26 protein-coding genes are annotated in these 25754 nt (G+C 62.6%); 12 read left to right on the top strand and 14 right to left on the bottom strand.

Features of this window, described 5'->3' with window-relative positions; translation table 11 throughout:
- Positions 1-57 precede the first annotated feature (57 nt).
- From lptF to A2I95_RS16395, 7 genes are all read left to right on the top strand, one after another.
- Positions 58-1176 (top strand): LPS export ABC transporter permease LptF, encoded by a 1119-nt coding sequence (gene lptF, locus A2I95_RS16425; RefSeq protein ID WP_291731141.1) that lies wholly within the window; start codon positions 58-60, stop codon positions 1174-1176.
- Complete coding sequence (gene lptG, locus A2I95_RS16420; protein WP_027258636.1) at positions 1173-2276, top strand: LPS export ABC transporter permease LptG; 1104 nt, start codon at positions 1173-1175, stop codon at positions 2274-2276. Before lptF ends, lptG begins: the two co-directional genes overlap by 4 nt.
- Positions 2260-4440 (top strand): LPS assembly protein LptD, encoded by a 2181-nt coding sequence (locus A2I95_RS16415; RefSeq protein WP_291731111.1) that lies wholly within the window; start codon positions 2260-2262, stop codon positions 4438-4440. The genes lptG and A2I95_RS16415 overlap by 17 nt, the downstream gene beginning before the upstream one ends.
- The gene (locus A2I95_RS16410) at positions 4425-5684 is read left to right on the top strand and encodes a peptidylprolyl isomerase (protein ID WP_291731109.1); all 1260 of its coding nucleotides are present in this window, start codon (positions 4425-4427) and stop codon (positions 5682-5684) included. Before A2I95_RS16415 ends, A2I95_RS16410 begins: the two co-directional genes overlap by 16 nt.
- Entirely contained in the window at positions 5681-6652 is a 972-nt protein-coding gene (gene pdxA / locus A2I95_RS16405) for a 4-hydroxythreonine-4-phosphate dehydrogenase PdxA (RefSeq protein ID WP_291731107.1), read from the top strand. Before A2I95_RS16410 ends, pdxA begins: the two co-directional genes overlap by 4 nt.
- A gap of 84 nt (positions 6653-6736) precedes the next feature.
- Positions 6737-7579 (top strand): 16S rRNA (adenine(1518)-N(6)/adenine(1519)-N(6))-dimethyltransferase RsmA, encoded by an 843-nt coding sequence (gene rsmA / locus A2I95_RS16400; protein ID WP_291731105.1) that lies wholly within the window; start codon positions 6737-6739, stop codon positions 7577-7579.
- 35 nt (positions 7580-7614) lie between these two features.
- The gene (locus A2I95_RS16395) at positions 7615-8382 is read left to right on the top strand and encodes a pyridoxine 5'-phosphate synthase (protein ID WP_291731103.1); all 768 of its coding nucleotides are present in this window, start codon (positions 7615-7617) and stop codon (positions 8380-8382) included.
- 101 nt (positions 8383-8483) lie between these two features.
- Here the strand turns inward: A2I95_RS16395 and A2I95_RS16390 are convergent, their stop codons facing one another.
- The 3 genes from A2I95_RS16390 to prfA form a co-directional block, all read right to left on the bottom strand.
- Positions 8484-9167, bottom strand: coding sequence for a DUF4167 domain-containing protein (locus tag A2I95_RS16390; protein ID WP_291731101.1), 684 nt, complete (start codon positions 9165-9167; stop codon positions 8484-8486).
- 212 nt (positions 9168-9379) lie between these two features.
- On the bottom strand, positions 9380-10231 hold the full coding sequence (gene prmC, locus A2I95_RS16385; RefSeq protein ID WP_291731099.1) for a peptide chain release factor N(5)-glutamine methyltransferase: 852 nt from the start codon (positions 10229-10231) through the stop codon (positions 9380-9382).
- 2 nt (positions 10232-10233) lie between these two features.
- Positions 10234-11289: a peptide chain release factor 1 gene (gene prfA, locus A2I95_RS16380; protein WP_291731097.1), complete on the bottom strand. Its 1056-nt coding sequence runs from the start codon at positions 11287-11289 to the stop codon at positions 10234-10236.
- 60 nt (positions 11290-11349) lie between these two features.
- Between prfA and A2I95_RS16375 the strand changes: the two genes are divergently transcribed.
- A complete protein-coding gene (locus tag A2I95_RS16375) occupies positions 11350-11649 on the top strand; it encodes a hypothetical protein (RefSeq protein ID WP_291731095.1) in 300 nt (99 codons plus the stop codon).
- 46 nt (positions 11650-11695) lie between these two features.
- On the opposite strand, the gene A2I95_RS16370 is transcribed toward A2I95_RS16375, so the two are convergent.
- The 5 genes from A2I95_RS16370 to A2I95_RS16350 form a co-directional block, all read right to left on the bottom strand.
- Complete coding sequence (locus tag A2I95_RS16370; RefSeq protein ID WP_291731092.1) at positions 11696-12352, bottom strand: DUF1629 domain-containing protein; 657 nt, start codon at positions 12350-12352, stop codon at positions 11696-11698.
- A gap of 330 nt (positions 12353-12682) precedes the next feature.
- Positions 12683-13123 carry a DUF1499 domain-containing protein gene (locus A2I95_RS16365; RefSeq protein ID WP_291731090.1) on the bottom strand — a complete coding sequence of 147 codons (441 nt, stop codon included), beginning with the start codon at positions 13121-13123 and terminating at the stop codon, positions 12683-12685.
- A gap of 72 nt (positions 13124-13195) precedes the next feature.
- A complete protein-coding gene (gene speB, locus A2I95_RS16360; RefSeq protein ID WP_291731088.1) occupies positions 13196-14143 on the bottom strand; it encodes an agmatinase in 948 nt (315 codons plus the stop codon).
- Entirely contained in the window at positions 14136-15104 is a 969-nt protein-coding gene (gene speB, locus A2I95_RS16355) for an agmatinase (protein WP_291731086.1), read from the bottom strand. The genes speB (A2I95_RS16360) and speB (A2I95_RS16355) overlap by 8 nt, the downstream gene beginning before the upstream one ends.
- Positions 15105-15182: 78 nt before the next feature.
- Positions 15183-16349 (bottom strand): M20 aminoacylase family protein, encoded by a 1167-nt coding sequence (locus tag A2I95_RS16350; RefSeq protein ID WP_291731085.1) that lies wholly within the window; start codon positions 16347-16349, stop codon positions 15183-15185.
- Positions 16350-16413: 64 nt separating this feature from the next.
- Here A2I95_RS16350 and mazG point away from each other — a divergent pair, with 64 nt between their 5' ends.
- The gene (gene mazG / locus A2I95_RS16345; protein WP_291731083.1) at positions 16414-17229 is read left to right on the top strand and encodes a nucleoside triphosphate pyrophosphohydrolase; all 816 of its coding nucleotides are present in this window, start codon (positions 16414-16416) and stop codon (positions 17227-17229) included.
- Between the two features lie 78 nt (positions 17230-17307).
- Here the strand turns inward: mazG and A2I95_RS16340 are convergent, their stop codons facing one another.
- A complete protein-coding gene (locus tag A2I95_RS16340) occupies positions 17308-17862 on the bottom strand; it encodes a hypothetical protein (protein WP_291731081.1) in 555 nt (184 codons plus the stop codon).
- Between the two features lie 275 nt (positions 17863-18137).
- Between A2I95_RS16340 and A2I95_RS16335 the strand changes: the two genes are divergently transcribed.
- Together A2I95_RS16335 and A2I95_RS16330 are read left to right on the top strand one after the other, a co-directional pair.
- Complete coding sequence (locus A2I95_RS16335) at positions 18138-19079, top strand: nucleoside hydrolase (RefSeq protein WP_291731079.1); 942 nt, start codon at positions 18138-18140, stop codon at positions 19077-19079.
- On the top strand, positions 19076-19525 hold the full coding sequence (locus A2I95_RS16330) for an N-acetyltransferase (RefSeq protein ID WP_291731077.1): 450 nt from the start codon (positions 19076-19078) through the stop codon (positions 19523-19525). Before A2I95_RS16335 ends, A2I95_RS16330 begins: the two co-directional genes overlap by 4 nt.
- A gap of 651 nt (positions 19526-20176) precedes the next feature.
- On the opposite strand, the gene A2I95_RS16325 is transcribed toward A2I95_RS16330, so the two are convergent.
- From A2I95_RS16325 to A2I95_RS16305, 5 genes are all read right to left on the bottom strand, one after another.
- On the bottom strand, positions 20177-20341 hold the full coding sequence (locus A2I95_RS16325) for a hypothetical protein (protein ID WP_291731075.1): 165 nt from the start codon (positions 20339-20341) through the stop codon (positions 20177-20179).
- A 162-nt stretch (positions 20342-20503) separates the two neighbouring features.
- Positions 20504-20818, bottom strand: coding sequence for a hypothetical protein (locus A2I95_RS16320; RefSeq protein WP_291731073.1), 315 nt, complete (start codon positions 20816-20818; stop codon positions 20504-20506).
- Positions 20819-20923: 105 nt separating this feature from the next.
- Positions 20924-22201, bottom strand: a complete 1278-nt coding sequence (gene eno / locus A2I95_RS16315) for a phosphopyruvate hydratase (RefSeq protein ID WP_291731071.1) — start codon at positions 22199-22201, stop codon at positions 20924-20926.
- 184 nt (positions 22202-22385) lie between these two features.
- Entirely contained in the window at positions 22386-23279 is an 894-nt protein-coding gene (locus A2I95_RS16310; RefSeq protein ID WP_291731069.1) for a DMT family transporter, read from the bottom strand.
- A gap of 251 nt (positions 23280-23530) precedes the next feature.
- Positions 23531-23944 (bottom strand): Fur family transcriptional regulator, encoded by a 414-nt coding sequence (locus tag A2I95_RS16305; RefSeq protein WP_291731067.1) that lies wholly within the window; start codon positions 23942-23944, stop codon positions 23531-23533.
- Between the two features lie 349 nt (positions 23945-24293).
- On the opposite strand from A2I95_RS16305, the gene A2I95_RS16300 reads away from it, so the two are divergent.
- Positions 24294-25631 carry a DEAD/DEAH box helicase gene (locus tag A2I95_RS16300; protein WP_291731065.1) on the top strand — a complete coding sequence of 446 codons (1338 nt, stop codon included), beginning with the start codon at positions 24294-24296 and terminating at the stop codon, positions 25629-25631.
- The last annotated feature ends 123 nt before the right edge of the window (positions 25632-25754 follow it).

Below are 25754 nucleotides of genomic sequence, written 5' to 3'. Positions count from 1 at the left end.
CCCCGCTCGGCAAATCCACTAATGTCACGCAAAATCACAATGGTCTGGGGGGATCGGGTGTCACGCTACGACAGATACGTGCTGTCACAATATCTGCTCTTCTTCGGCTTTTTTGCGCTGATTCTGGTGGCCGTGTTCTGGGTCAACCGGGCTGTGGTGCTGTTTGACCGGCTGATAGGCAACGGGCAGTCCGCTTTGGTGTTCCTTGAGTTCACCGCGCTCACCCTGCCGAACCTCATTCGCATGGTACTGCCGATTGCCGCCTTTGGCGCCTCGGTCTGGGTGACCAACCGTCTCAACAGCGAAAGCGAGCTGACGGTGCTGCGCGCCACCGGCACCAGCCCCTGGCAGATGGCGCGGCCTGCCCTGGCCTTCGGCGTCATCACGGCGCTGATGATGTCGGCCCTGACCCACTACCTGCTGCCGGCCTCGATCAGCCAGTTGGAGGTGCGTGAAAGCGAAGTATCCCGCAACATAACCGCCAAGCTGCTGAGCGAGGGCGATTTTCTGCACCCGGCGGATGGTGTCACCTTCTATATCCGCCAGATCGATCCGGATGGCACCCTGAACGACGTCTTCCTGTCCGACCGCCGCGACCCGGCGACCACGGTGACCTATACCGGCGCCCGCGCCTTTCTGGTGCGCGACGAGGGCAGCGCGCATCTGATCATGGTGGAAGGCATGGCGCAGCGTCTGGACAATCAGACGCAACGGCTTTCCACCACCTTCTTCTCTGATTTTTCGTATGATATCAGCGCATTGGCGCGCAAATCTGAAAACCCGGCGCGCAACATCCGTGCAATCCCAAGCCTGGAACTGATGACCAGCACCCAGGCCATCACCCGCAGCGATGGCTACTCCGCCGGCGCCCAGGCCGAAGAACTTCACCTGCGCTTTGCCCGCGCGCTGGTCTGCGTGGCCGTCGCCCTGATCGGGTTTTCCGCGCTGATGCTGGGAACGTTCTCGCGGTTCGGCGTGTGGCGGCAGGCTTTCCTGGCCTTTGTTGTGCTGATCTTTGTCGAGGGCTTGCGCGGGGTTGTCTCGGAACCGGTTCTGCAAAACCCCAGCTTGTGGCCGCTGATTTACGTGCCGACCCTGCTGGGGCTGACAGTGGCGCTGGTCTTCCTGGTTCTGTCAGTCCGGCCCAAACGGACCCGGGCGGAGGCGCCCGCATGAAGCTTGATCTCTATTATGCCCGCCGCTTTCTGCAGTGGTTCCTGGTGATTGTTGCGGTGCTGATGACACTGGTGGTGCTGATCGACCTGAACGAGCAGGTCCGCCGGTTCGAGGCGATCGACCTCAGCCTGCCGCAATTGCTTGGCCTGACCCTGCTGAACGTGCCGGCCGCGCTCAGCGAGTTCCTGCCGCTGATCATGATCCTGTCGACCATCGTGCTGTTTGTCGGCCTCGCCCGCAGCAGCGAGCTGGTGGTGACTCGCGCCATCGGCCGCTCCGGCATCCGCGCGCTGGCGGCACCGGTGCTGGTGGCCGCGGCAATCGGCGCCCTGGCGGTCACCATGCTGAACCCGATCGCTTCGGCCACCGCCAACCGCTATCAGGACCTGGCCGAGACCTATCACAACGGCGGGCCGTCGGCGCTGTCGCTGTCCGGCGAGGGCCTGTGGCTGCGCCAGGGCGGTGCCAGGGGCCAATCGGTGATCCACGCCAAGGGCTACAGCGGCGATGCTGCGGATATCACTTTGCTTGACGTCTCGATCCACGCCTACACCAGTGCCGGCGGCCTGGTGCGCCGCATCATTGCCGACAGCGCCCGGCTGGAGGGCAGCAACTGGATCCTGTCCAATGCCAAATCCTGGCCGCTGGCAGCCGGCATCAACCCCGATTCCAACGCCGCCCGGCATGACGAGCTGCAGCTGCCCACAACCCTGACCACCGACCGGATCCGCGATACCCTGGGCACCGCCAGCGGCATCTCGATCTACGATCTGCCCTCTACAATCCGCGAACTGTCTGCCGCAGGTTTTACAACCAAACGCTACGAGGTCCGCTATCAGGCAGAGCTGGCCCGCCCCCTGTTCCTGATCGCTATGGTTCTGGTCGGCGCCTCCTTCACCATGCGGCATGCGCGCTTTGGCGGCACCGGCCTGGCGGTGCTGATGGCAGTGCTGTTGGGATTCGGGCTTTATTTCATCCGCAATTTCGCGCAAATCCTTGGCGAGAACGGGCAAATCCCGGTGGCTCTGGCCGCCTGGGCGCCGCCCGCTGCCGCGATACTTTTGACCTTGGGACTGCTTCTCCATGCCGAAGACGGGTAAATTGCGCCGCGCACTGCTTCTTTCGGCTGTGCTGCCCTGGCTCGCCCTGACAGCCCCGGCGCCGCAGGCGCAGACCGCGGCGCTGCCTGATCCGGCGCAGCCCGCAATGCTGGTTGCGGATCAGGTCTTTATCACCCCTGACCGCACCCTGGTGGCCGAAGGCAACGTCGAGGCGTTTCAGGGCGATATCCGGCTGCGCGCGCAAAAGATCACCTTTGATCAGACCACCGGCACCCTGCAGATCCAAGGCCCGATCCGCATCGACCAGCAAGGCGATATCACCATACTGGCCACTGCTGCCGAGCTGGACAGCGACCTGCGCAACGGGTTGCTGACAGGCGCCCGTATGGTCTTCCAGCAGCAGCTGCAGCTGGCCTCGCTTCAAATGACCCGGGTCAGCGGCCGCTACACACAGCTGTACAAGACCGCAGTCACTTCCTGCCATGTGTGCGAGGATGGACGCCCGCCGCTCTGGCAGATCCGGGCTGAGCGGGTGACCCACGACCAGCAGGCACGCCAGCTCTATTTCGAAAGCGCCCAGCTGCGGGTGCTGGACGTGCCGGTCTTCTATTTTCCGGCGATCCGCCTGCCTGATCCCTCGCTGGAGCGGGCCAGCGGATTTCTGGTGCCCTCGATACGCTCCACGTCGAACCTCGGCACCGGGGTCAAGGCGCCCTATTTCTTCACGCTCGGCCCGCACCGCGACCTGACGCTGGCGCCCTATATCTCGTCCAGCACACAGACGCTGGACGTCCGCTACCGCCAGGCCTTCCGCCGCGGCAGGATCGAATTCAACGGCGCCTATACCCGCGACGACCTGTTTTCCGGCGAAGACCGCGGTTACATCTTTGGCGAAGGCCAGTTCGATCTTCCGCGGGACTTCCGCTTCACCTTTGACGTCAAAGCGGTCTCGGACGACGCCTATCTGGAGGACTACGGCCTGCCGGAACTGGACCGTCTGCGCTCCGATGCGGTGCTGTCCCGGGCCAAACGCGACAGCCTGTTCCGCGCCTCTCTGACCCACTACAAAACCCTGCGCACCAGCGAAGAGCAGGCGAACATTCCATCTGGAATCGCCGAAGCCTTCTATCAGACCCGCCACCACCCCGCCCTGACCGGCGGCGAGCTGCGGCTGACGCTGCAGGGCCATGGCCATCGCCGCAGTTCCAGCATCGACGGCACCGCCACTGACAGCAACGGCCGCGACCTTGCGCGGCTCTCTGCCGATATCGACTGGCGCCGCAGCTGGCGGCTGGGCTACGGTATCCTGGCGGAATGGGAGCTCGGCGCCGCAGCAGACGCCTTCCGCGCTTATGACGACAGTTTCTTCAACGAAGAAGTCACCCGCCTGACCCCGCGCACCGCATTGACCCTGCGGCTGCCGATGAGCCGCCGCGAGGCGAACGGCGCCACCCAGTACCTGGAGCCGATCCTGCAGCTGGGCTGGCGCGACGAAGGCGGCGGTAATGTGGTCACCGAGGAAAGCCGCTTTGTCGAGTTTGACCAGGGCAATCTGCTGTCGCTGTCCCGGTTTCCCTCTACCGATGCCCGCGAGGACGGTCTGACCCTTGTTTACGGCGCCAACTGGGCGCGTTATGCGCCCACCGGCTGGCAGGCCTATGCGACAGCGGGCCAGGTGCTGCGCAGCGACGGCGACGACCGGTTCACCAAAAGCTCCGGCCTCAGCGGCACCTCTTCCGACTTCCTGCTGGCGGGCCAGATCAAATTCGGCGACGGGCTGGCGCTCTCCACCCGCGGTTTGCTGAACGGCTCGCTGAACTTCTCCAAGGCTGAACTGCGCGGCGACTGGCGCACCGAACGCTCCAGCCTCTCCGGCACCTATCTGTGGCTCGGCACCGACCCCGATGAAGACAGGGCTGAGGAAAGCTCGGAACTGTGGGTGGACGGCAGCTATGACATCAACCCCAGCTGGTCCGCCAGCGCCCGGCTGCGCTATGATATTTCCGGCGCCCGCGCCACCCGCGCAGGCCTCGGCGTGGCCTACAGCAACGAATGCGTGACGGTCGACCTTTCGGTCAACCGCCGCTATACCTCAACAACAAGTGTTGAGCCGACAACGGATTTCGGCTTTACCATCTCGCTCAGCGGATTTTCCGTAAAGAGCGGCAACAAACAGTACAGGCGGTCATGCAGCAAGACGTGAATACCCGGTTCCCGGCTCCTTTCCTTTCCCGTGCTCTCAAAACCGCAGCCGCGCTGGCGCTGGCCGCGGGGCTGTCCTGGACCGGCCTGCCGGCAGGAGCACAAAACCTCTTTGCCCCGGCAATCACCGTGAATGACGAGGTCATCACCCGGTATGAGCTGGAACAGCGCGCCCGCTTCCAGTCGGCGCTGCGGGTGCCCGGTGACCCGTTGAAGACCGCCCGGGAAGAGCTGATCAACGACCGGCTCAAACTTGCGGAGCTGGAACAGGCCGGGATCGAACTGGCCGACGAAGATGTCACCGCCGGCATGGAAGAACTGGCCGCACGCGCCAACCTGTCGTTGAACGACTTCCTCACCGCCTTGCAGCAGAACGGCGTGGAGCCGCAAACCCTGCGCGATTTCACCAAGGTCGGGCTGGGCTGGCGGGAATACACCCGCGCCCGCTTCCTGTCCCGCGCCCGCCCCACTCCGGAAGAAATTGACCGCGCTATGGGCTCGGCCGGCACCGGCAGTGTCCAGGTTCTGCTCAGCGAATTCATCGTGCCGATCAACGAACAGAATGCAGCGCAGGTTGAGGAGCTGATTGAACAGGTCGCCCGGCTCAAAGGCTACGACAGTTTCTCTGCTGCCGCCGCCCAATATTCCGCCGCCGCCAGCCGCAACGAGGGCGGACGCCTGCCCTGGATGCCGCTGACCAAGCTGCCGCCGCAGCTGCAAGAGGTTGCGCTGGCGCTGAAACCCGGCGAAATCTCCGAACCGCTGCCGCTGCAAAGCGCTGTGGCCCTGTTCCAGATGCGCGGCGTGCGCGAGGTTGAGGGTGCAGCTCCGCGCTTCACCGCAATCGAATATGCCGCCTATCACGTGCCCGGCGGACGCAGCCCCGAAGGGCTTGCCGCGGCACAAAAGGTGGTGGACAGCGTCGATACCTGCGAAGATTTTTACGGGCTTGCCCAGGGTCAGGACCCCTCGGTGCTGGACGTGCAAAGCCTGCCGCCGTCAGACATCCCGCGCGATGTGGCATTGGAGCTGGCCAAGCTGGATCCGAATGAAACCTCCACCGCGCTGACCCGCAACAACGGCCAGACACTGATGGTTCTGATGCTCTGCGGCCGCACTGCCGACCTGGGCGAGGACAGCTCGCGCGAGACCGTGGCCAATGCGCTGACCTCACAGCGGTTGTCGTCGCTGGCCAGCAGCTATCTCGAACAGCTGCGCGCAGACGCCCGGATCGACATCAAATGAGCCAGCCCGGACCGATTGCTCTTAGCTGCGGCGAACCCGCAGGCATCGGACCGGAAATTGCCGTCAAGGCTTGGCAGGCCCTGCGCAGCGCATGCCCGTTCTTCTGGATCGGCGACCCGCGCCACCTGCCTGCGGGCACCCCGGTTAAGGAAATCACCGCCCCGACAGAGGCCGCAGCAGCCTGTGCCGGCAGCTTCCCGGTGCTGCCCCTCACCTTCGGCGGCAGCGCCGCCAAGGGCACCGCCGATCCCAAGAACGCCGCTGGCGTCATCCGGTCCATCGAAACCGCTGTCCGCTTGGTCCAGACCGGCGAAGCCGCCGCTGTCTGCACAGCCCCGATCCACAAAAAGGCACTGATCGACGGCGCCGGCTTTGCCTATCCCGGCCATACCGAGTTCCTGGCGTCTCTCGCAGGCCGGACCCGGGTGGTGATGATGCTGGCCAGCTCCCGGCTCCGCGTGGTGCCCGCCACGATCCACATCGCTTTGTCCGAGGTCCCCAGGGTTTTGACCCCGGAGCTGCTGCGCGAAACCGTTGAGATCACCGCAGCGGGCCTCAAGGATCAGTTCGGCATCGCCGCACCCCGCATCGCCATTGCCGGCCTCAACCCGCATGCGGGCGAAGGCGGCGCTATGGGCCATGAGGAACTGGACTGGATCATCCCCCTGATCCAGAAAATGCAAGGCGACGGGCTGAACCTCACCGGGCCGCACCCGGCGGACACATTGTTCCATGCCGCCGCCCGCGCCCGCTACGACGCGGCGGTCTGCATGTATCACGACCAGGCGCTGATCCCGATCAAGACGCTGGATTTCGACCGCGGCGTCAACGTCACTCTGGGCCTGCCCTTCATCCGCACCTCGCCCGATCACGGCACCGCCTTTGACATCGCAGGCACCGGCCAGGCCAATCCCACCAGCTTGATCGAAGCCCTGAAGCTGGCACAGCGGATGGCTGCCAGCCCTTGATTCTTCCTCGGACGGCAAATATCCCCGCCGGAGGCATGAAATCTTTGGCGCGCCGCCCGCGCCATGTCCCAAGGTACAGATGATATGAGCGCTATCGATAGCCTTCCTCCCCTGCGTGAAGTGATCGCAACGCATCAATTGTCGGCGCGTAAATCGCTGGGCCAGAACTTCCTGCTGGATCTGAACCTCACCGCCAAGATTGCCCGCCAGGCCGGCGACCTCACAGGGTGCGACGTGCTGGAAATCGGCCCCGGCCCCGGCGGCCTCACCCGGGGTCTCCTGGCCGAAGGTGCCCGCCGGGTGCTGGCCGTGGAAAAAGACAGCCGCTGCCTGCCCGCATTGCAGGAAATCGCAGAGGCCTATCCGGGCCGCTTCGAGGTGATCAACGGCGACGCGCTGGAAGTCGACCCGCTGGAACATCTGACGCCGCCGATCCGCATCGCCGCCAATCTGCCCTATAACGTCGGCACCGAACTGCTGGTGCGCTGGCTCACCCCCAAGGACTGGCCGCCGGTCTGGAAGAGCCTCACCCTGATGTTCCAGCGCGAGGTGGCCGAGCGTATCGTGGCCCTGCCCGGCTCCAAGGCCTATGGCCGCCTGGCGATCCTGGCCCAGTGGCGTGCAGACGCACGCATCGTGCTGTCATTGCCGCCCGGCGCCTTCACCCCGCCGCCCAAGGTCTCCAGCGCCGTGGTGCATCTGGACGCCCTGCCCGAACCGCGCTTTCCGGCAGATGCCGCTATCCTGTCCCGCGTTGTTGCCGCCGCCTTCAACCAGCGCCGCAAGATGCTGCGGTCTTCGCTCAAAGGCGTCTCACCGGCGATTGAGGATCACCTGAACGCCGCGGGCATCCCGCCCACCGAACGCGCCGAGCAGGTGAGCCTGGAAGCATTCTGTGCGCTTGCCCGCGAACTGGCCAAGGCCTGAGCTACTCCCCTTCTTTTCCGGAGCCTGACTGCCTAGTGACCCAAACTGTTACGCCCCGCCCGCCCCTCCTGTCCGTGAACATCAACGCCGTTGCCTACCTGCGCAACCGGCGCGAGGTGCCCTGGCCCGACCTGATCGACATTGCCCGCGCCATCCTTGAGGCCGGGGCCCATGGCATCACCGTGCATCCCCGCCCGGATGAGCGGCACATCCGGTTTTCCGACCTGCCGGACCTGTGCCGGCTGATTGCCGAGGAATTCCCGCAGGCCGAGTTCAACATCGAAGGTTACCCGACCCGCCATTTCATCGATCTGGTGCTGGAAAACAAACCGCATCAGGTGACGCTGGTGCCCGACACGCCGGAACAATCGACCTCCGACCACGGTTGGGACTTCGCTGCCGATGGAGACATGCTGCGGCCCATCGCCCGGGAATTCCAGGCCGCCGGTATCCGGGTTTCCTGCTTCGCAGACGCCAACCCGGCAGACCCGGCACTGGCCCGGCAAGCCGGCGCTGACCGGATTGAATTCTACACCGGCCCCTATGCCAATGAGACCGCACCAGAGGCGGTTTCCCGCGAATTGGAGAAACTCAAAGCAACTGCAGATGCGGCCCGCCGGCTTGGCGCCCTGCAGCTGAACGCAGGCCACGACCTGACCGTGGACAATCTGCCTGCCCTGCGCCGGGCCATCCCGGATCTGGCGGAAGTTTCTATCGGCCATGCCCTGACCGCCGATGCGCTGATGCTGGGCTTCCCCGAGGCTGTCCGGCGCTATCTGCGGGTGCTGGGACACAGCGCCTGACCCGCAGCTTCGCGGCCTGAGACAGCCGCCTGAGCGGAATCGGAAAAGACCCCCGGGCAGTCAGCGCCGGGGGTCTTTTCGTTTGCCGGATCCGGCGCTGATTACTCAGCCGCCTCTGCCGGGCCTTCTTCGGCCTTCGGCTTGGGCTTGGCACGCGAGCGGGCCGGTTTTTTCGGCGCGGGTGCCTCGCCGCCTTCACCTGCCGCAGGCGCATCGTCAGCCTTGGCTGCGGGTTTGCGTGCGCGGGGCTTGCGGGCCGGAGCCTTTTTGGCCGGTGCTTCAGCCTGGACCTCAGCAGGTGCTGCCGACTGGCTTTCAGGCGTTTCCACCAAGCCGCTGTCGCCGCCAGTGCCATTGTCGCCGCGCGGGTCGATCACCTCGGGCTGCGGGGCCGCTGCCGGATCGGCCGCGGGCGGTGCCGCCGCGGCAGCCGCGGCTTCCCTCTCCTGGCGTTCCAGCCGCTCGGTGCGTTCGCGGTCGCGCTCAGCCTGGCGTTCGCGGTTCTGCCGCTCCTGCTCTTCGCGGCGCGCATCGATTTCGCGCTGTGCTTCGTTCAGCAGCCGCAGATAATGCTCTGCATGCTGCTGAAAATTCTCTGCCGCAACTCGGTCATTGCTCAGCTGCGCGTCCCGCGCCAGCTGATTGTACTTGTCAATGATCTGCTGCGGGGTTCCGCGCACCTTGCCTTCGGGACCGGAGCTGTCGAACACCCGGTTGACAACATTGACGCCATTCGGGCGATTCCGGTTCGACTTGGAACGTGAACGTGATTTTGACGATCTCATATGCCTAGCGTAAGCCTTGAGTTAATGCGCCGTAGACCCTGTTCTACGCGTCTTAGCGCCGGATCATTAGCTTTTTTGGGCTTGATGCCGCGGGAAGGCTTGGAAAGCGTTCTCCTGAAGCGGCTCCTCTTGAGTAACCATGTTACGAAGCCACAGACAAGAGGCACAATAGAGTTTTCTTTGTTTTTCTTACGAAATCGCGAATTTCCGCGTTAAAAACCGCGATTTGAACCGGAATGCGCCCGCACCACCCGGTCCCGCCCATCCAGATCCGGCAGCACCGCAATGCCGTTCAGCCCAGCCATTTCCAGCAGCGCACAGACCGCCTGGCCCTGCGTCGGGCCGATTTCCAGCAGAACCCGCCCGCCGGGCGACAGATGCGCTGCAGCCTGCGCAGCAATCTTCCGGTAGGCCCCCAGCCCGTCGCCGCCATCCGTCAATGCGATGCCTGGTTCATGCCCCCGCACCTCGGCAGACAGCCCTTCCATTTCCTCCAGCGCGATATAGGGCGGGTTCGACACGATCAGGTCAAACTGCCCAGTGACATTGTCAAACCAGTCCGATTGCTGAATATCTGCCCGCGCTTCTACCCGGTGCAAAACGGCATTGGCGCTGGCCTGCAGGCAGGCCGCCTCGCTGATGTCCACGCCCAGCCCGGTCGCCTCTTGCCGTTCCGCCAGCAGCGTCACCAGGATGCAGCCGGAGCCAAGGCCCAGGTCCAGCACCCGCACGTAAGGGTCCGCAAGCGCCGCTTCGATCAGGATCTCCGTTTCGGGGCGCGGGTCAAGCACATCGCGCGACACTTTGAAACGGCGGCCATAAAACTCCCGCTCGCCGATCAGATGCGACACCGGCACCCGCACCGCACGCAGCGAAATCAGCTGCTCATACCGTTCTGCCACTTCGGTTGCCAGTTCCTCAGGCGCGATCAGCGTTACACGGCTGGCTTCAATACGCGCTGCATGGGCCAGCAGCACCCGTGCATCCCGCGCCGGATCCTGAACCCCTGCCGCGCGCAGCCGGGACGTCGCTGCAGCCATTGCCTGTGCCGCGGTCTCCGCCATGCTCACTGCCCCATCTCGGCCAGAAGCCGCGCCTGATTGTCCGCCGTCAGCGCATCGACAATCTCGTCCAGATCCCCGCCCATCACCTGATCCAGCTTGTAAAGCGTCAGGTTGATACGGTGGTCTGTCATCCGCCCTTGCGGAAAATTATAGGTGCGGATGCGCTCTGAGCGGTCGCCCGAACCCACCTGGCTCGCCCGGTCCGCAGACCGCTCGCTGTCGATCCGCTGCCGTTCCAGATCGTAGAGACGGGTTTTCAGCACCTGCATGGCAATTTCGCGGTTGCGGTGCTGGGATTTTTCCGACGACGTCACAATCAGCCCGGTCGGCAGGTGGGTGATACGGACAGCCGAATCGGTGGTGTTCACATGCTGCCCCCCCGCACCCGAGGCGCGCATGGTGTCAATGCGGATGTCGTTGGCATCAATTTGAATGTCCACATCCTCGGCTTCCGGCAGCACCGCCACGGTGGCAGCCGAGGTATGAATACGGCCGCCGCTTTCGGTCGTTGGAACCCGCTGCACCCGGTGCACGCCGGATTCATACTTCAGCCGGGCAAAGACGTTCTCGCCTTTGATATGCGCCACCACTTCCTTGATACCGCCCAGCTCGGTCGCCTGTTCCTCGATGATCTCGACCTTCCAGCCCTGCCCCTCGGCATAGCGCTGATACATCCGCAGAAGGTCACCCGCAAACAGCGCCGCCTCGTCACCGCCGGTGCCGGGCCGGATTTCCAGCATCGCGGGGCGGCCATCCGCGGCATCCTTGGGCAGCAGGGCCAGCTGCAGTGCCTGTTCAGCCTCCGGGATCGCCGCCTTCAGCGCAGGAATCTCTTCCTCGGCCAGATCTTTCATGTCCGGATCGCTCAGCATCAGCTCGGCCTCATCCAGATCGCTCAGCAACTTACGGTAGGCGCTGATCTGCTCCGCCACCGGGCGCAGGCCGGAATATTCCTTGGCCAGCGCCGCAATATCCCCGCCCCCGGCACCATCCGCCATTGCGGCTTCAAGATACTGAAACCGCTGCAGGATCTGTTCCAGCCGCTCTTCGGGGACCATGGGCGCGCCTATTCTTGTTCATGTTTTGGCCAATCGGCCCTCATGTGATATGCTAGAGCAATGCGACATGCCAGAGTTCTTATTGCCACAATCCTCCTCACCCTGCCCGGCCTGGCGCTGGCAGATGTGACAGGACCAGGCGGCAAGACCATTGACTGCTACTGCACCGACAAGTCCGGCTCCCGCGTGGAACTAGGCGAGCTGCGCTGCCTGCAAGTCGACGGCCGCATGTTCATGGCGCAATGCCAGATGTCCCTGAACGTGCCGATGTGGCGCGAAGTGCAAAACAGCTGCCTGTCGGCGTCGCTGGGGGATGTGACCGGCATGTCGAGCGCGCCACCGCAGGTACCGCTGCTCTGATGTTTCTAATCTGGCAGACCAGTACCCCCGGCTCGCCGGGCTGGTTTCAGACCTCAGAAATTCCTACTTCGTAAAACCTCATTCCCACGCAGCCGACAGCCTCGGCCAGTGCCTTGAACTCACTGGTGCACAGGACTTCTCTAGATTTCTGGTCGCGCCACAGCATTGCGCCCTTCAGTGAGGACCTGTGAACCCGGCTTTTGGGCATAAGACCCGGAATGGTCGATCCATCTTGAAAGGAAATGGTCCTGGTTTCGCTGTTTTCAACATCCAGCGAATCCTTTGTCTGGCGAACCGCGGCAAAGAAATACTCCGGCTTGTCGATCACCCTGCCATGCCGCAAATCGTACAAATGTGATACGGGCACATAACTGCAAAGCTCGGGATCGGCAGCCATAATGGCTTCCATCAACTCTTGACGGAATGCAGGAAAAGAACGATCTATCCTTTTAAATTCACCTAGAACCTCAGGCAAATCCCGTACATCCGGGTTTATAAGCGTCCAGTGGCTGGCAAAGTTACGCTTTGTCTCCTCATCAAAACATCCTGCCTCGATATGACGAATGCGTGACGTCCACATTCCTTCAGGCCATGGGCTGGGCGGATCTCCGGCCGTTGGTGAAAACTCGAAGGTTACTGACCGTTTGTCTCCATGAGCCATTATCGGCCGGTAGCAAAGCATATCTTTGTAATCACTTGTCATATGTCTCGTCCTTAATCAGTAGCCCCTATTGCATAGGAGCTTCTTATTAGAGCTTTCAAGCACCGTCATTCTTTGAAAACCAACGCCGCCGCACCGCCGGGTCAAGGGTGGCGCAGCCACCGCGCGCCAGCGCGGCTTGCCCTTGACGCGGCAGAAACACACACAACCAGACTGGCGTCTTCAAGGCAGTCCTGCCCCTGAAGCGCTTCTCAGCCAAACCAGTGGCTCTGCCGCCTCAGGCGGCGGAGCCCGCGCCGCGCTTTTGCGCGGCGCCCGGCCCAACTGCGAGGGGCTTTTCATAAAAGCCCGCGAACAGGCGGAAGCCCCGCTTTACTCTCCAGCAGCGGCGGCCTGCGGCGCATTTTCCATCTCCGCCAGCCAGCCATTGATCCGCTCCCGGTTCGCGCCCAGATCCGACCGGCCGAACCGCAGCCTTGCATAGACCTTCAGCAAATCGCCGTCCTGCGCGGCGGTGGTGTAATCCGGAAACCCCAGCACCTGGGTGCGGGTGATATAGGTCACCATCCCGTCGTCCGGGCCGCCCGCCAGCACGCTGGTGCGCGGGGCGTGGCTGGCAATCCGGTGAAACCGCTCCAGCCCGTCCGGGCCGCTGCGCACCACCCGGAACACGCCGCCGCGGAATTCCTTGTCCTCGGTGAACTCCGGCTGGGTGTTCCAGTCCAGCGGATCGCTTGGCGCCAGCCGGACAAAGCCCAGCACAGCAATGCCTGCCGCCAGTACCAGCCAGCCAAGCAGCATCAGCCGCCTCATTGCGGTTTCAAGGTCAACCCTTGCCTCCTCCCTCTGCGGCCCTCCCCCGGCCTGACGTTCAGGCCGGACCGCTTATTTTGTCGCCACCCCCGGCAGCACGCACAGCAGCTCATAGAGCAGATTGGCCCCCACCAAAGCGGTATTGCCCGAGGGATCATAAGGCGGCGACACCTCCACCAGGTCACAGCCCACGATATTCACCCCCTTCAGCGACCGGATCAGCTCCAGCGCCTGCGGCGTGGTCAGCCCGCCGATTTCCGGCGTGCCGGTGCCCGGCGCATAGGCCGGATCAAGACTATCAATATCATAAGACACATAGACCGGCCTATTGCCGATATCGCGGCGAATTTCCGCACCCATCTGATGCAGCTGCCGCCCCCACAATTCCTGCGCCGGGAAATGCTGGAAACCCCAGCTTTGCGCCTCGGAAAAATCGCTGGCGGCATAGCCGGTGCCGCGGATGCCGATCTGATAGGTCTTGTCCGGAACGATCAACCCTTCTTCAAAGGCGCGGCGGAACACAGTGCCGTGGGTCTCGCGCTCGCCGAACATCTCGTCGTTCACATCCGCATGGGCATCCACATGAACCAGCGCCACGGGGCCGTACTTCTTGGCAATGGCGCGCAGGATCGGCAGGGTGATCGAATGATCGCCGCCCATCGCCACCGGGATCACCCCGCCGGACAGGATCGCCTCATAACTTTCCTGAATGATGCGCAGCGATTCCGGCAGCGAAAACGTATTGATCGCCAGATCGCCGATATCGCCGATATTCAGACTGTCAAACGGCGCCGCCCCCGTGGCCATGTTATAGGGCCGCAGCATCGCGCTTTCAGCGCGGATCTGCTTGGGGCCGAACCGGGTGCCCGACCTCCACGAGGTGCCGATATCCATCGGAACCCCCAGCACAGCCACATCCAAGCCGTCCAGCGAGGTTGCCTGCGGCAGCCGCATAAAGGTGTTCGGCCCTGAAAACCGGGCCAGGTCATTTCCGCTGATCGGTTGATTGAAGTCAGTCATTGTCTCTCATGTTCCAGCCCAGAAGGCAGATGATCTCCGTCGCCACATGTGCCCCGGCAATAGCAGTTGCGCCGGTCGTGTCAAAGGGGGGAGAGACCTCCACCACGTCACCACCCTTGATATTGATGCCGGCAATCTCCCGCAGGATGCGCGCGGCCTGCGCCGAGGTCAGCCCGCCCCAGACCGGCGTGCCGGTGCCGGGCGCATAAGCCGGGTCCAGGCAGTCGATGTCAAAGGTAAGGTAGGTCGGGCGATCTCCCAGGATCGCCTTGATCCGCTTGGCGGTCTCAACAGGGCCGATCTCATGCACTGTCGGGGCATCGATGATATTGACGCCCAGCGTATCGTCATTGGTGGTGCGGATCCCAACCTGTACCGAAGTCGCCGGATCCACGATCCCCATCTTCACCGCCTTATAGAACATGGTTCCGTGATCCACCCGGTCCATGTTGTCATCCGGCCAGGTGTCGGTATGGGCATCAAACTGAAGCAGCGAAATCGGCCCGTATTTCTCCGCATAGGCTTTCAGGATCGGAAAACTGATGTAATGATCCCCGCCCAGCACAACCGAGGCCGTGTTCTGCGCCAGAATACCCCGGATATGCTCCGTCAGCGCCGCCGGAAACCCCGGCACATTGGCATGATCAAAAGCCATGTCGCCGTAATCGGCAATCGCCAGCGTGCTCAGCGGTTTATGAGGCCAGCCATAGGGTTCGTCCGGGCTTTGCAAGCAGGACGCCTCGCGGATCGCCCGCGGCCCCAGCCGTGTGCCGGGCCGGTTGGTCACCGCCTGGTCAAAGGGCACACCGGTGACGGCAATATCAACACCGGTCAGATCCTTGGTGTACTTGCGGCGCAAAAAGGACATCGCCCCGCCAAAGGTGATCTCAAAACTCAGCCCCTTAAGATCCTCGCGGGTAAAGGCGTGGTCGATCATATGTTTTGCGTCTTCCAGTGCCATGGCGGTGCGTCCCTGTTCTGCGGCTTCAGCTTTTGATCAAATAGCCGCTTTGCAAGCCCCTGTCATCAGTGCAGGCCCCTAACCGCCCACCGGTTGCGCCCGCTCCACCAGACGGGCAAAGAACGATGCACCGACCGGCGCAATCGCATCATTGAAATCATACTTGGGGTGATGCAGCCCGGCGGTGCTGCCCTGCCCCAAAAACAAGTACGATCCGGGCCGCGCCTGCAGCATATAGGCAAAATCCTCTGCCCCCATCTCGCGCCCGCCATCAGGCTCGACATTTCCCGCGCCTGCGATTTCCCTGGCAACCTCCACCGCAAAACCGGTCTTCTCCGCGTCATTGAACGTCGCCGGATAGCCAATTTCATAGTCCAGCTCCGCCTCAACGCCATAGCTCGCCGCCTGGCCCGCCACGATCTCCTTCATCCGCCGCATCACCATCTTCTGCACCTCCGGGTTAAAGGTCCGCACGGTGCCGTTGATATAGGCAGTGTCCGGGATCACGTTGTCGGTGCTGCCGGTGTGGATCTGGGTGACCGAGATCACCAGATCCTCCAGCGTGTGATGGTTGCGTGACACAATCGTCTGGATCGCCTGTGCCATACCGCAGGCCGCCATCACCGGATCGCGGGTTTCATGCGGCATCGCCCCATGGCCGCCCTGCCCCTGAATGTGAATGTGAAAGGTATCCACCGCGGCCATCAGCGCCCCCGGCGTGGTCAGGAAATGCCCCTCCGGCAGGCCAGGCGCATTGTGCAGCGCATAAACCTCACCGATACCGAACCGCTCCATGATGCCTTCTTCGACCATGATGCGCGCACCGCCGATGGCCTCCTCTGCGGGCTGAAAGATCAGCGCCACCCGGCCCCTGAAATTGCGTGTCTCCGCCAGGTATTTCGCCGCTCCCAGCAGCATCGTGGTGTGCCCGTCATGGCCGCAGGCATGCATGTTGCCCTCGTGGCCCGAAACATACTCCACCCCGGTTTCTTCCGGGATCGGCAGCGCATCCATGTCAGCCCGCAAGCCGATGGTCGGCCCCTCCCCCTGCCCGTTGATAATCGCCACCATGCCGGTCTGAGCGATGCCCTCATGCAACTCATCAACGCCGAATTCCCGCAGCCGCTCCACCACAAACGCCGCCGTCTTGGGCAGGTCCAGCGCCAGCTCCGGGATCTGGTGCAGATGCCGCCGCCAGGCCTTCATCTCCTCGGCGTAATCGGCAATTCGGTTCACAACGGGCATTGGGGTGGACTCCTGCTTCAGACTCGGGATTGATGCATCTGACACTGGAACAAGAGCCGCCGCAATGCCCGATACAGATCTGATCCACAATGAAACAGCAGGCATCGAGCGTCTGCTGGAAATCATGGCGCGCCTGCGCGACCCCTATACCGGCTGCCCCTGGGACGTCGAACAGGATTTCGCCAGCATCGCCCCCTATACCATTGAAGAGGCTTACGAAGTTGCCGATGCAATCGAACGCGAAGCCTGGGACGAGTTGAAGGGAGAGCTGGGCGATCTGCTGTTTCAATCCGTCTTCCACGCCCAAATGGCGCAGGAGGCAGGGCATTTCACCTTCCAGGACGTGGTCACCACCATGTCCAACAAGATGGTCTCGCGCCATCCGCATGTCTTCGGCGACGAAAGCCGCGAAAAATCCGCCGAGCAGCAGACCCAGGACTGGGAGGCGATCAAGGCGGCCGAGCGCGCAGGCAAAGCCGAAACCGGCACCCTGGACGGCGTCGCAGTTGGCCTTCCCGCCCTGTTGCGCGCCTATAAACTCCAGAAACGCGCCGCGCGCGTCGGCTTTGACTGGCCCTCAGCGGATAACGTCATCGCCAAGATCACCGAAGAATGCGCCGAACTGGTCGAAGCCCGCGACACCCTCACCCACACGGAAGTCGAAGAAGAATTCGGCGACTTGATGTTTGTGATGGCCAACCTGGGCCGCCATCTGGGGGTTGAACCCGAGGCCGCCCTGCGCGCCGCCAACGCCAAATTCACCCGCCGGTTTGAAGGCGTCGAAGCCAAGCTCGCCGCCCGCGGCAAACGCCCGGAGGACAGTGATCTGGCCGAAATGGACGCGCTCTGGGACGCGGTGAAGGCAGACGAGCGCACCTAGCCCAGACTGCCAGTTTCACCTTTTCAAAAATACTCAAACGAACCCGGCGGCGCAGCCGCCGGGTGACAGCCGCAGGCTTCAGGCCAGGCCGGCCTTTTTCAAATTTCCCATGATGGTCTTGAAATCCTGCAGGATCTTTTCCTTCTTCATCAGATCTTTCCACAGCTTCTCCGCCGATTTCTTGTCATTCACGGCAATATTGACCATCACGTCCTTCAGCTTCTTCACGTCGCTGATGCCCAGCAGCTTGGCCGCCTTTTTGGGATCCCCCATGCCGTTCTCGGCGACGTATTTCTTGTACTCATCACTGCCGGTAAAGCCCATGACGTCCTTGTTCAGCATCTTCACCACCTCATCCTTGCCGGTCGCGATGATCTTCTTCCAGTCACCGCTTTTGAAGTCGCCCTTCTCCGCTAGAACCTTGGCCGCGTTATAGGTCTTGGAGGTGATATTCACCGGCTCCTTGCCCTTTTTCTGGTCCATGTAGCGGGTCCACAGGGAGTCCGGGTTACCTTTATTCTGGGTGAACATGAATTCGTTCAGGCAATAGCGCCGCTTGCAGTACTCCATGTACGCCGCGGTCATCTTCTTGTCCTTCAGGATATCGCCAACAACTTTGGGCTCTTTGGCCATCGGATCAACTCCCCATTGAAATCAATTATCTGCGTTTGCCGCTAAACCGCGGCGCACCAATACTGCCCGAACCCGGGCCTGACAAAATTCCACCACGGATGCCGGGCCATCCCGCCCGCATTGCCGTTGCGTCAAGCAAACATAGGAACCAAACGCGGCACCCGCAAACATCCGTCGCAGAAAATGCCCGGAAATTTGCGCAGACCTGTGCGGCAGCGGTTCAATCCCGGCAAAACTGCGCGTAGTCTCACAGCTCACCACCAGCGGAGTGCGCCATGAGCCCCAGAAAAATCATCATCGACACCGATCCGGGACAGGATGATGCAGTGGCCATCCTGCTGGCACTGGCCAGTCCCGAAGACCTGGATCTGCTCGGTATCACTTGCGTCGCAGGCAATGTGCCGCTTCCGCTCACCAGCAAGAACGCCCGGATTGTCTGCGAAGCTGCCGGCCAGCCGCATGTGCCGGTCTACGCGGGCAGCAAGGCACCGCTTTGCCGGCCTTTGATCACCGCCGAACATGTGCATGGCCAAACCGGCCTTGACGGGCCTGATTTGTGGGAGCCGGACATGCCGCTGGCCGAAGGGCACGGCGTCGATTTCATCATAGACACCCTGCGCCGCGAACCGGCGGGCACTGTCACCCTTTGCACATTGGGACCGCTTACAAACATTGCCGCCGCCTTCAACACCGCCCCCGATATCATCGAACGGGTGCAGGAAGTCGTGATGATGGGCGGCGCCTATTTCGAGGTCGGCAACATCACCCCGGCGGCTGAATTCAACATCTACGTCGACCCGGAAGCCGCTGAAATCCTGTTCAGATCCGGCGCACCGATCACTGTGATGCCGCTGGACGTGACGCATAAGGTTCTGGCCACCAAACCCCGCACCGCGGCGATCCGCGCCCTGAATTCCCGCGTGGGCACCTTCACCGCAGATATGCTGGATTTCTTCGAACGCTTCGATGTGGAAAAATACGGCTCCGAAGGCGGCCCGCTGCATGACCCCTGCGTCATCGCCTGGCTGCTGCAGCCCGGCCTGTTCTGCGGCCGCCATGTGAACGTCGAGATCGAAACCGGTTCGGACCTCACCCTCGGAATGACCGTCGCCGATTGGTGGGGCGTCACAGACCGCAAACCCAACGCCCTGTTTATCGGCGATGCCGACGCGGACGGTTTCTTTAAACTCCTGACCGAAAGGCTCGCCCGACTATGAGCGCCGCCCTGCACCTCGCCAAGCCCGAACACCTGGACAGGGTGCTGTCTCTGGTTGCCGCATTCCATGCCGAATCCGGTCTGGAAACAACCGAGGACCACCGCCGCGCCGGGGTTGAGCCTCTGTTGAACGGCCACCCCTACGGCGCCGTCTACCTGATCGGCCCGACCCGCGCGCCGATCGGCTATATCGTCATTACCTTTGGCTGGTCTGTGGAATTCGGCGGCATGGACGGCTTTGTGGATGAACTGTACATCCGCCCCGCCGTGCGCGGCCGCGGCGTCGCCACCGAGGTGCTGACTGAACTGCCGAAAACCCTGGCCACAGTTGGATTGCGTGCCCTGCATCTGGAGGTGGACCGTGAAAACGAAACCGCCCAGCGGCTCTATCTGCGCACCCGGTTCAAGCCGCGCGACACCTACATGCTGATGACGAAGGACTTGTAAGCCAAAGGGCACAGCCGTCATGCCGCACCCTTTGGCCCGCTCTCCCCCCAAAGAGCCTGTTCTATCGCTGCCGAAATGGCAGTAGGAGCTGCGGCAGGCACGGTGGCAATTCAAAACAGCCAGACAAAACAATGTGCCAGTTCGCGCGGTGATGGAACCTCATGCACCGCGGCGGACTAAGATGTGCCGCCGCTCACCCCTTGGTTCTGACGCTCTGCCCCCGGCCAGGGCGCCAGCCATCCGGTCCTAAATTCCCGGATGGTTCATGAAACCGGCCGTTGCACTCATACTTCTGACCGGATCCGACGGTGCAGCGGTTCCCCCGCCAAGCGGGTAGTATCCCGGCCCGCTGCACCCTAGCAGTACGGAAAGACCCGCCAGAACTGCCAATCTCCGTAAACCTCGATATGACATGGCGGTCTCTCCTCTCCCGCGGTAACAACCGGACCGCGTAAGACAGAGATAACATGTCCGTGATGGACCGTCTGTGAACCGGGCCACACAAGCAGCACCCGCCCGTACACGCAGCGTCAGAGAAACCTGAATTCGCGGAACCCGGCAAACTTACGCAAAGAAAGGCACGTTTCCCGCCGTCTTCAGGCAGGCAAGGTAAGCTGCAGTCAGGAAAGCAAAGACGCCAGGATCTGCTGATCAGGAGACAATCGGTGTCAGGCAATCGCTGGCATCAAGATCCTGAACCGGGTCCGACGGCCCGCATTCTTCGCCACTGATAGGATAGGTATCGGGTGCGGTACAGGCTGCAAGCAGCAGCTGCAGGGAGATAAGTGAAAGGACGATAAAACGCGCGGGGGTCATGACAAGCTCCTGCTTTGAAAGTTCAGCTGCAGAATGCCTGCTCCGACAGGGCCGGGAATTGATGCAGGTCAACGCCCGGCCATGACCTTGCGGAAGGCGTTCCCTGTCAAAAATTTCCCATGACAGGAAAAAATTGGTAAACCGGCCTTATCCCAAAGGATGTCAAAACGGCGAACATTTCTTTCTGACTGCCCGCTCCAGCTTTTTGACCTGTTTGCTGGCCCGTCCGCGGGGTTTCAGGGCATCAGCTTCTGCCCGGCGGTCGATGCCGTCTGTCCAGGACAGGAACAGCAGCGTCTTGATGTCTCCATCCAAGATGTTATCGGCCAGCTTGTAAGTGCAGGTGCACAGGTTCATTCCAGGCCCGTCTCCCTGCATGCGGGCGGCAAGTGCCTTGCAGGTTTCTTCGGCGCCAGGAGCCGCAGAGGCTGAAGCTGCGGCAGCGACGGCCAGCGCAGCAAAGGAAAGTGTTTTCATAAGGCAACCCGAACGTCTTTACAGAAAACCCCAGCTCTTTCCGGAGCCGGGGTTTTCTGTGCCCCAGCCTTGCCGGGGCACAGTGCAATGATCAAGCGGCTGCGATCAGCGCTTCAGGATCGAGCGGCCTGCGTATTCGGCCACTTCACCCAGCATTTCCTCGATCCGGATCAGCTGGTTGTACTTCGCCAGCCGGTCGGAGCGCGCCAGTGAGCCGGTTTTGATCTGGCCGCAGTTGGTGGCAACCGCGAGGTCGGCAATGGTGGCATCCTCGGTCTCGCCAGAGCGGTGCGACATCACGTTGGTGTAGCGCGCACGATGCGCCATATCGACCGCCTTCAAGGTCTCGGTCAGGGTGCCGATCTGGTTCACCTTCACCAGCATCGAGTTGGCGCAGCCGCGCTCGATACCCTCGGCAAGACGCGCCGGGTTGGTCACAAACAGGTCGTCGCCCACCAGCTGCACCTTGCCGCCGATCTCCTGGGTCAGGGCCTTCCAGCCGTCCCAGTCGTCTTCGCCCATGCCGTCTTCGATCGAGATGATCGGGTAGTCGTTCACCAGCGCCGCCAGATAGGCCACGTTTTCCTCCGACGACAGGGTCTTACCCTCGCCGGACAGCACGTATTTGCCGTCCTTGTAGTATTCGGTCGCTGCGCAATCCAGCGCCAGATAGATTTCTTCACCCGGCTTGTAGCCCGCCTTTTCGATGGATTTCAGAACAAAATCCAGCGCTTCGCGGGTGGAGGCGATGTTCGGGGCAAAGCCGCCCTCGTCGCCGATCCCGGTCGACAGGCCTGCCGCTGACAGTTCCTTCTTCAGGGTGTGGAACACTTCGGAGCCCATGCGCACCGCGTCGCGGATGTTCTCCGCGGCCACCGGCATGATCATGAATTCCTGAATGTCGATCGGGTTGTCGGCATGCTCGCCGCCGTTGATGATGTTCATCATCGGCACCGGCAGCACCCGCGCCGACGTGCCGCCGATATAACGGTACAGCGGCTGGGTGGTGAAATCGGCAGCTGCTTTGGCCACCGCCATCGACACGCCCAGAATCGCATTGGCGCCCAGACGGGCCTTGTTCTCGGTGCCGTCGAGCTCGATCATCGCCATATCGACGGCGACCTGCTCACAGGCGTCAAAGCCGACCAGCTCTTCAGCAATCTCGCCGTTCACCGCGGCAACCGCTTCCAGCACGCCTTTGCCCATGTAACGGGATTTGTCACCGTCGCGTTTTTCCACCGCCTCATAGGCGCCGGTCGAGGCACCCGAGGGCACAGCAGCGCGGCCCATGGTGCCGTCTTCCAGGATCACGTCGACCTCAACCGTCGGGTTGCCCCGGCTGTCGAGGATCTCACGGGCGTGAATGTCGATAATGGTGCTCATCTGTCCATCCTTGGTTTGGCCTGAAAGCGGCGCGTTCTGTTGCCAGCGTCATACCAGCCGCGGGGGAAATGTAAACCAGGCTCGTTATCGCTAACATGCATGAAAGCGGCGATTTAGGGCTAACATTGCCTTGTTTGCGCCAACAGGATTGAACAATTGCGCGCAGCGCCTGCGGCCTAAGACCTCAGGCCGCAGCAGCCGCCGCGCGCCGCGCCCGCCGGGCCAGCCGCTGCTCGCGCACAAAGGTATAAAGCCCGGACGCAATGATCAGCCCAGAGCCCGCAAGGGTCAGAGTATCGGGGCGTTCGCCGAAGACGATAACGCCTGCAAAGATCGAAAACAGCAGCCGGGTATAGCGAAACGGCGTCACCGCCGAGGCATCGCCAACCCGCATTGCCGTCACGATCCCGTAGTAGCCCAGCACCCCGAACAGCACGCCGCCAGCCATCATCACCCATTCGCCGCCCGCCAGCACCTGCGCATCGCCCGGCGTGAAGATCAGCAGCAAAACGCCCGCCGGGATCACCGCCATGAACGCTTGAAAACTCAGCACGGTAGAGGGCACTCCGGCATCCATTGTGCGGGTCATCAGATCGCGCGCCGCAACCCCCAGCACTGCCACCACAACCAGCAGTGCCGCCGGTTCAAACCCGTCCAGCCCGGGCCGGATGATCAGCAGCACCCCGGCAAAGCCCAGGCAGATCGCCAGCCAGCGGCGCCAGCCAACATCCTCTTTCAGAAACAGCGCCGCGCCCATGGTGATCACCAAGGGCGTTGCCTGAAACACCGCGGCCACAGTCGAGATATCCACCAGCGCCAAAGCCGAGGCAAACCCCATCGCCGACACCGCTTCCATAGCAGCCCGCATCACCGGCTTCTTCCGCCAGGCACGCGCCGCCAGCAACCTGTGCCCTTGCATCTTGGCCATGACCGCAAAGACAAACCCGCTGCCCAGGCCCAGGAAAATCAGGATCTGCCCCACCGGCAAGGTGCCCGACAGGCGCTTGATGAACATGTCTTCAAGGGTGAAAAAAGCCATCGAGGCAATGACCAGCAGAATGCCGTGCAGGTTGTTCATAAGCGCGCGTCCCATAACTCAGCCCGGCGCGGCGCCAGGCTCTCCGGGTAAAACAGCAGCAAACCGGCCCCGGCAACTCCGTTTCCGACCCTGTTTCATGACAAGGCGTGCGTTCAAATATCAATTTTCGTGATGCGACCTGCAGCTCCAACCGCCGCTGCAGCCGGAATTTTGCAAAAATTCCGTCCCGGAAAACACGTGTTTTCCGGACCGTTTCTTACCAAGAAAACGGCCTGCCGCAAGCCAGCGGCTCACTCCGCCTTGCGCGGCACCCCGTACAGCTCCAGCTTATGCCCGCGCAGCTCATAACCCAGCTTGCGTGCAATCCGCTCCTGCAGTTCCTCGATCTCCGGGTCGCAAAACTCGATCACCTCACCGGTGTTCATGTCGATCAGATGGTCGTGGTGATCCCGTTCAGCATCCTCGTACCGTGCGCGCCCGTCGCCGAACTCCAGCCGTTCCAGTATGCCTGCCTCCTCGAACAGTTTCACCGTGCGGTAGACGGTGGCGATGGAGATCGCCGCATCCCTCGCGCTGGCGCGGGCATACAGCTCTTCGACATCCGGGTGATCACCGCTGTCCTGCAGCACCTGGGCAATCACCCGGCGCTGGCCGGTCATACGCAGCCCCTTGGCTTCGCAACGGGCGATAATCGGCTTTGGCATCGATGGTCCTCGCGGTTTTCTGGTCTTCCTCTTTAGCGGATGCAATCTGCGTCGAAAACAGGCTTTTCGCCGGCATCAATGGTTGACAACCGCCATATCCACAGCCATTTGACGCCCAGGCATCCCTCCCTGCCGCGTGAGCAGAGACCAAGACCGGCCGCACCGCATGTGCGTACCAGACTATCCGGGGTCAAGTGATATGCCGCCATTCCCAAAATCACGCGTGGGGATTGCAGAGGCCAGCGGCCTGGCATCCGGCCAGCGCGCGCCCGAGGTCCCTGCCCCGCAAGAAACCGCTGTTCGCAGCGGATCCGGCCCGTGCTGACGCAGGGCTGTGAAAGGACGATACGTGACTGAATTTTCGACCATGGGGCTTCCCGAAAAGCTCCTCGCCCGTCTCCAGGACCTGGGCCTCAACGACCCCACCCCGATCCAGGCCCGTGCCATTCCGCATGCGCTGAATGGCCAGGATGTGCTAGGCTTGGCGCAGACCGGCACCGGCAAAACCGCAGCCTTCGGCGTTCCGCTGATCGCGCAGATGATGCAATACGGCCGCAAGCCCGCCGCCAATACCGTGCGCGGTCTGGTGCTGGCGCCGACCCGCGAACTGGCCAACCAGATCGCCGCAACCCTCAAGGGCCTGACCGAAAACACCCCGATGAAGGTCGGCCTGGTGGTCGGCGGCGTTTCCATCAACCCGCAAATCTCCCGCATCGCCAAAGGCACCGACATTCTGGTCGCCACTCCGGGCCGGCTGATCGACATTCTGGACCGCGGCGCGCTGGATCTCGGTTCCTGCGACTTCCTGGTGCTGGACGAAGCCGACCAGATGCTGGACCTGGGCTTCATCCACACCTTGCGCAAGATCGCAGCCCTGCTGCCGGCCGAGCGCCAGACCATGCTGTTCTCGGCCACCATGCCCAAGCAGATGAACGAGATCGCCAACTCCTATCTGCAAAGCCCGGTCCGGATCGAAGTCTCGCCTCCGGGCAAGGCCGCCGACAAGGTCACCCAATCGGTGCATTTCATCGCCAAGGCGGAAAAGCTGAGCCTGCTGAAAGAGCTGCTGGCAGACCACAAGGACGAGCGCGCGCTGGTCTTCGGCCGCACCAAACACGGTATGGAAAAGCTGATGAAGGTGCTGGACAAAGCAGGCTTTGCCGCTGCTGCCATTCACGGCAACAAATCCCAGGGCCAGCGCGAACGCGCCCTTGCCGCTTTCAAGTCGGGCGACATCAAGGTTCTGGTCGCCACCGATGTGGCGGCCCGCGGGTTGGATATCCCGGATGTGAAACACGTCTACAACTACGAACTGCCTAATGTGCCGGACGCCTATGTGCACCGCATCGGCCGCACCGCGCGCGCGGGCAAGGACGGCGCCGCCATCGCGTTCTGCTCACCCGATGAAATGGAAGAGCTGAAGGCGATCCAAAAGGTGATGAAAACCACCATCCCCGTCGCTTCGGGCCGCGCCTGGGAGGCGCTGCCGGATCCCGCAGCTGCTGGCAAACCCGGCGGCCGTCCCGGCGGACGCCGCGGCGGCGGCGGCGGTTTCGGCGGCGGCAAACCCGGCGGCCAGCGCCGCCGCGGCGGCGGTGGCGGCAAGGGCAAACCCCAGGGTGCAAGCGCCGGCGGCGGGACCCCCGGCGGCGGCCAGCACGGCGGGCAGAAACAGCGCGCGCGCTAATCCTGCCCGTGCTGGCCTGGGCCAAGGACGGCGTCATCGCTGTTCACCCTTGGTGCGGAACAGCCCAGTAAACACGCAAACCGGCGCTTAAGGGCAGCCCGCCCTTAAGCGCCTCTCAGCTGT

It is taken from the genome of Leisingera sp. F5, assembly GCF_001593695.1.
The sequence above is the reverse complement of the archived record's forward strand: the minus strand, read 5'-3'. Positions and strand labels throughout refer to the sequence as shown.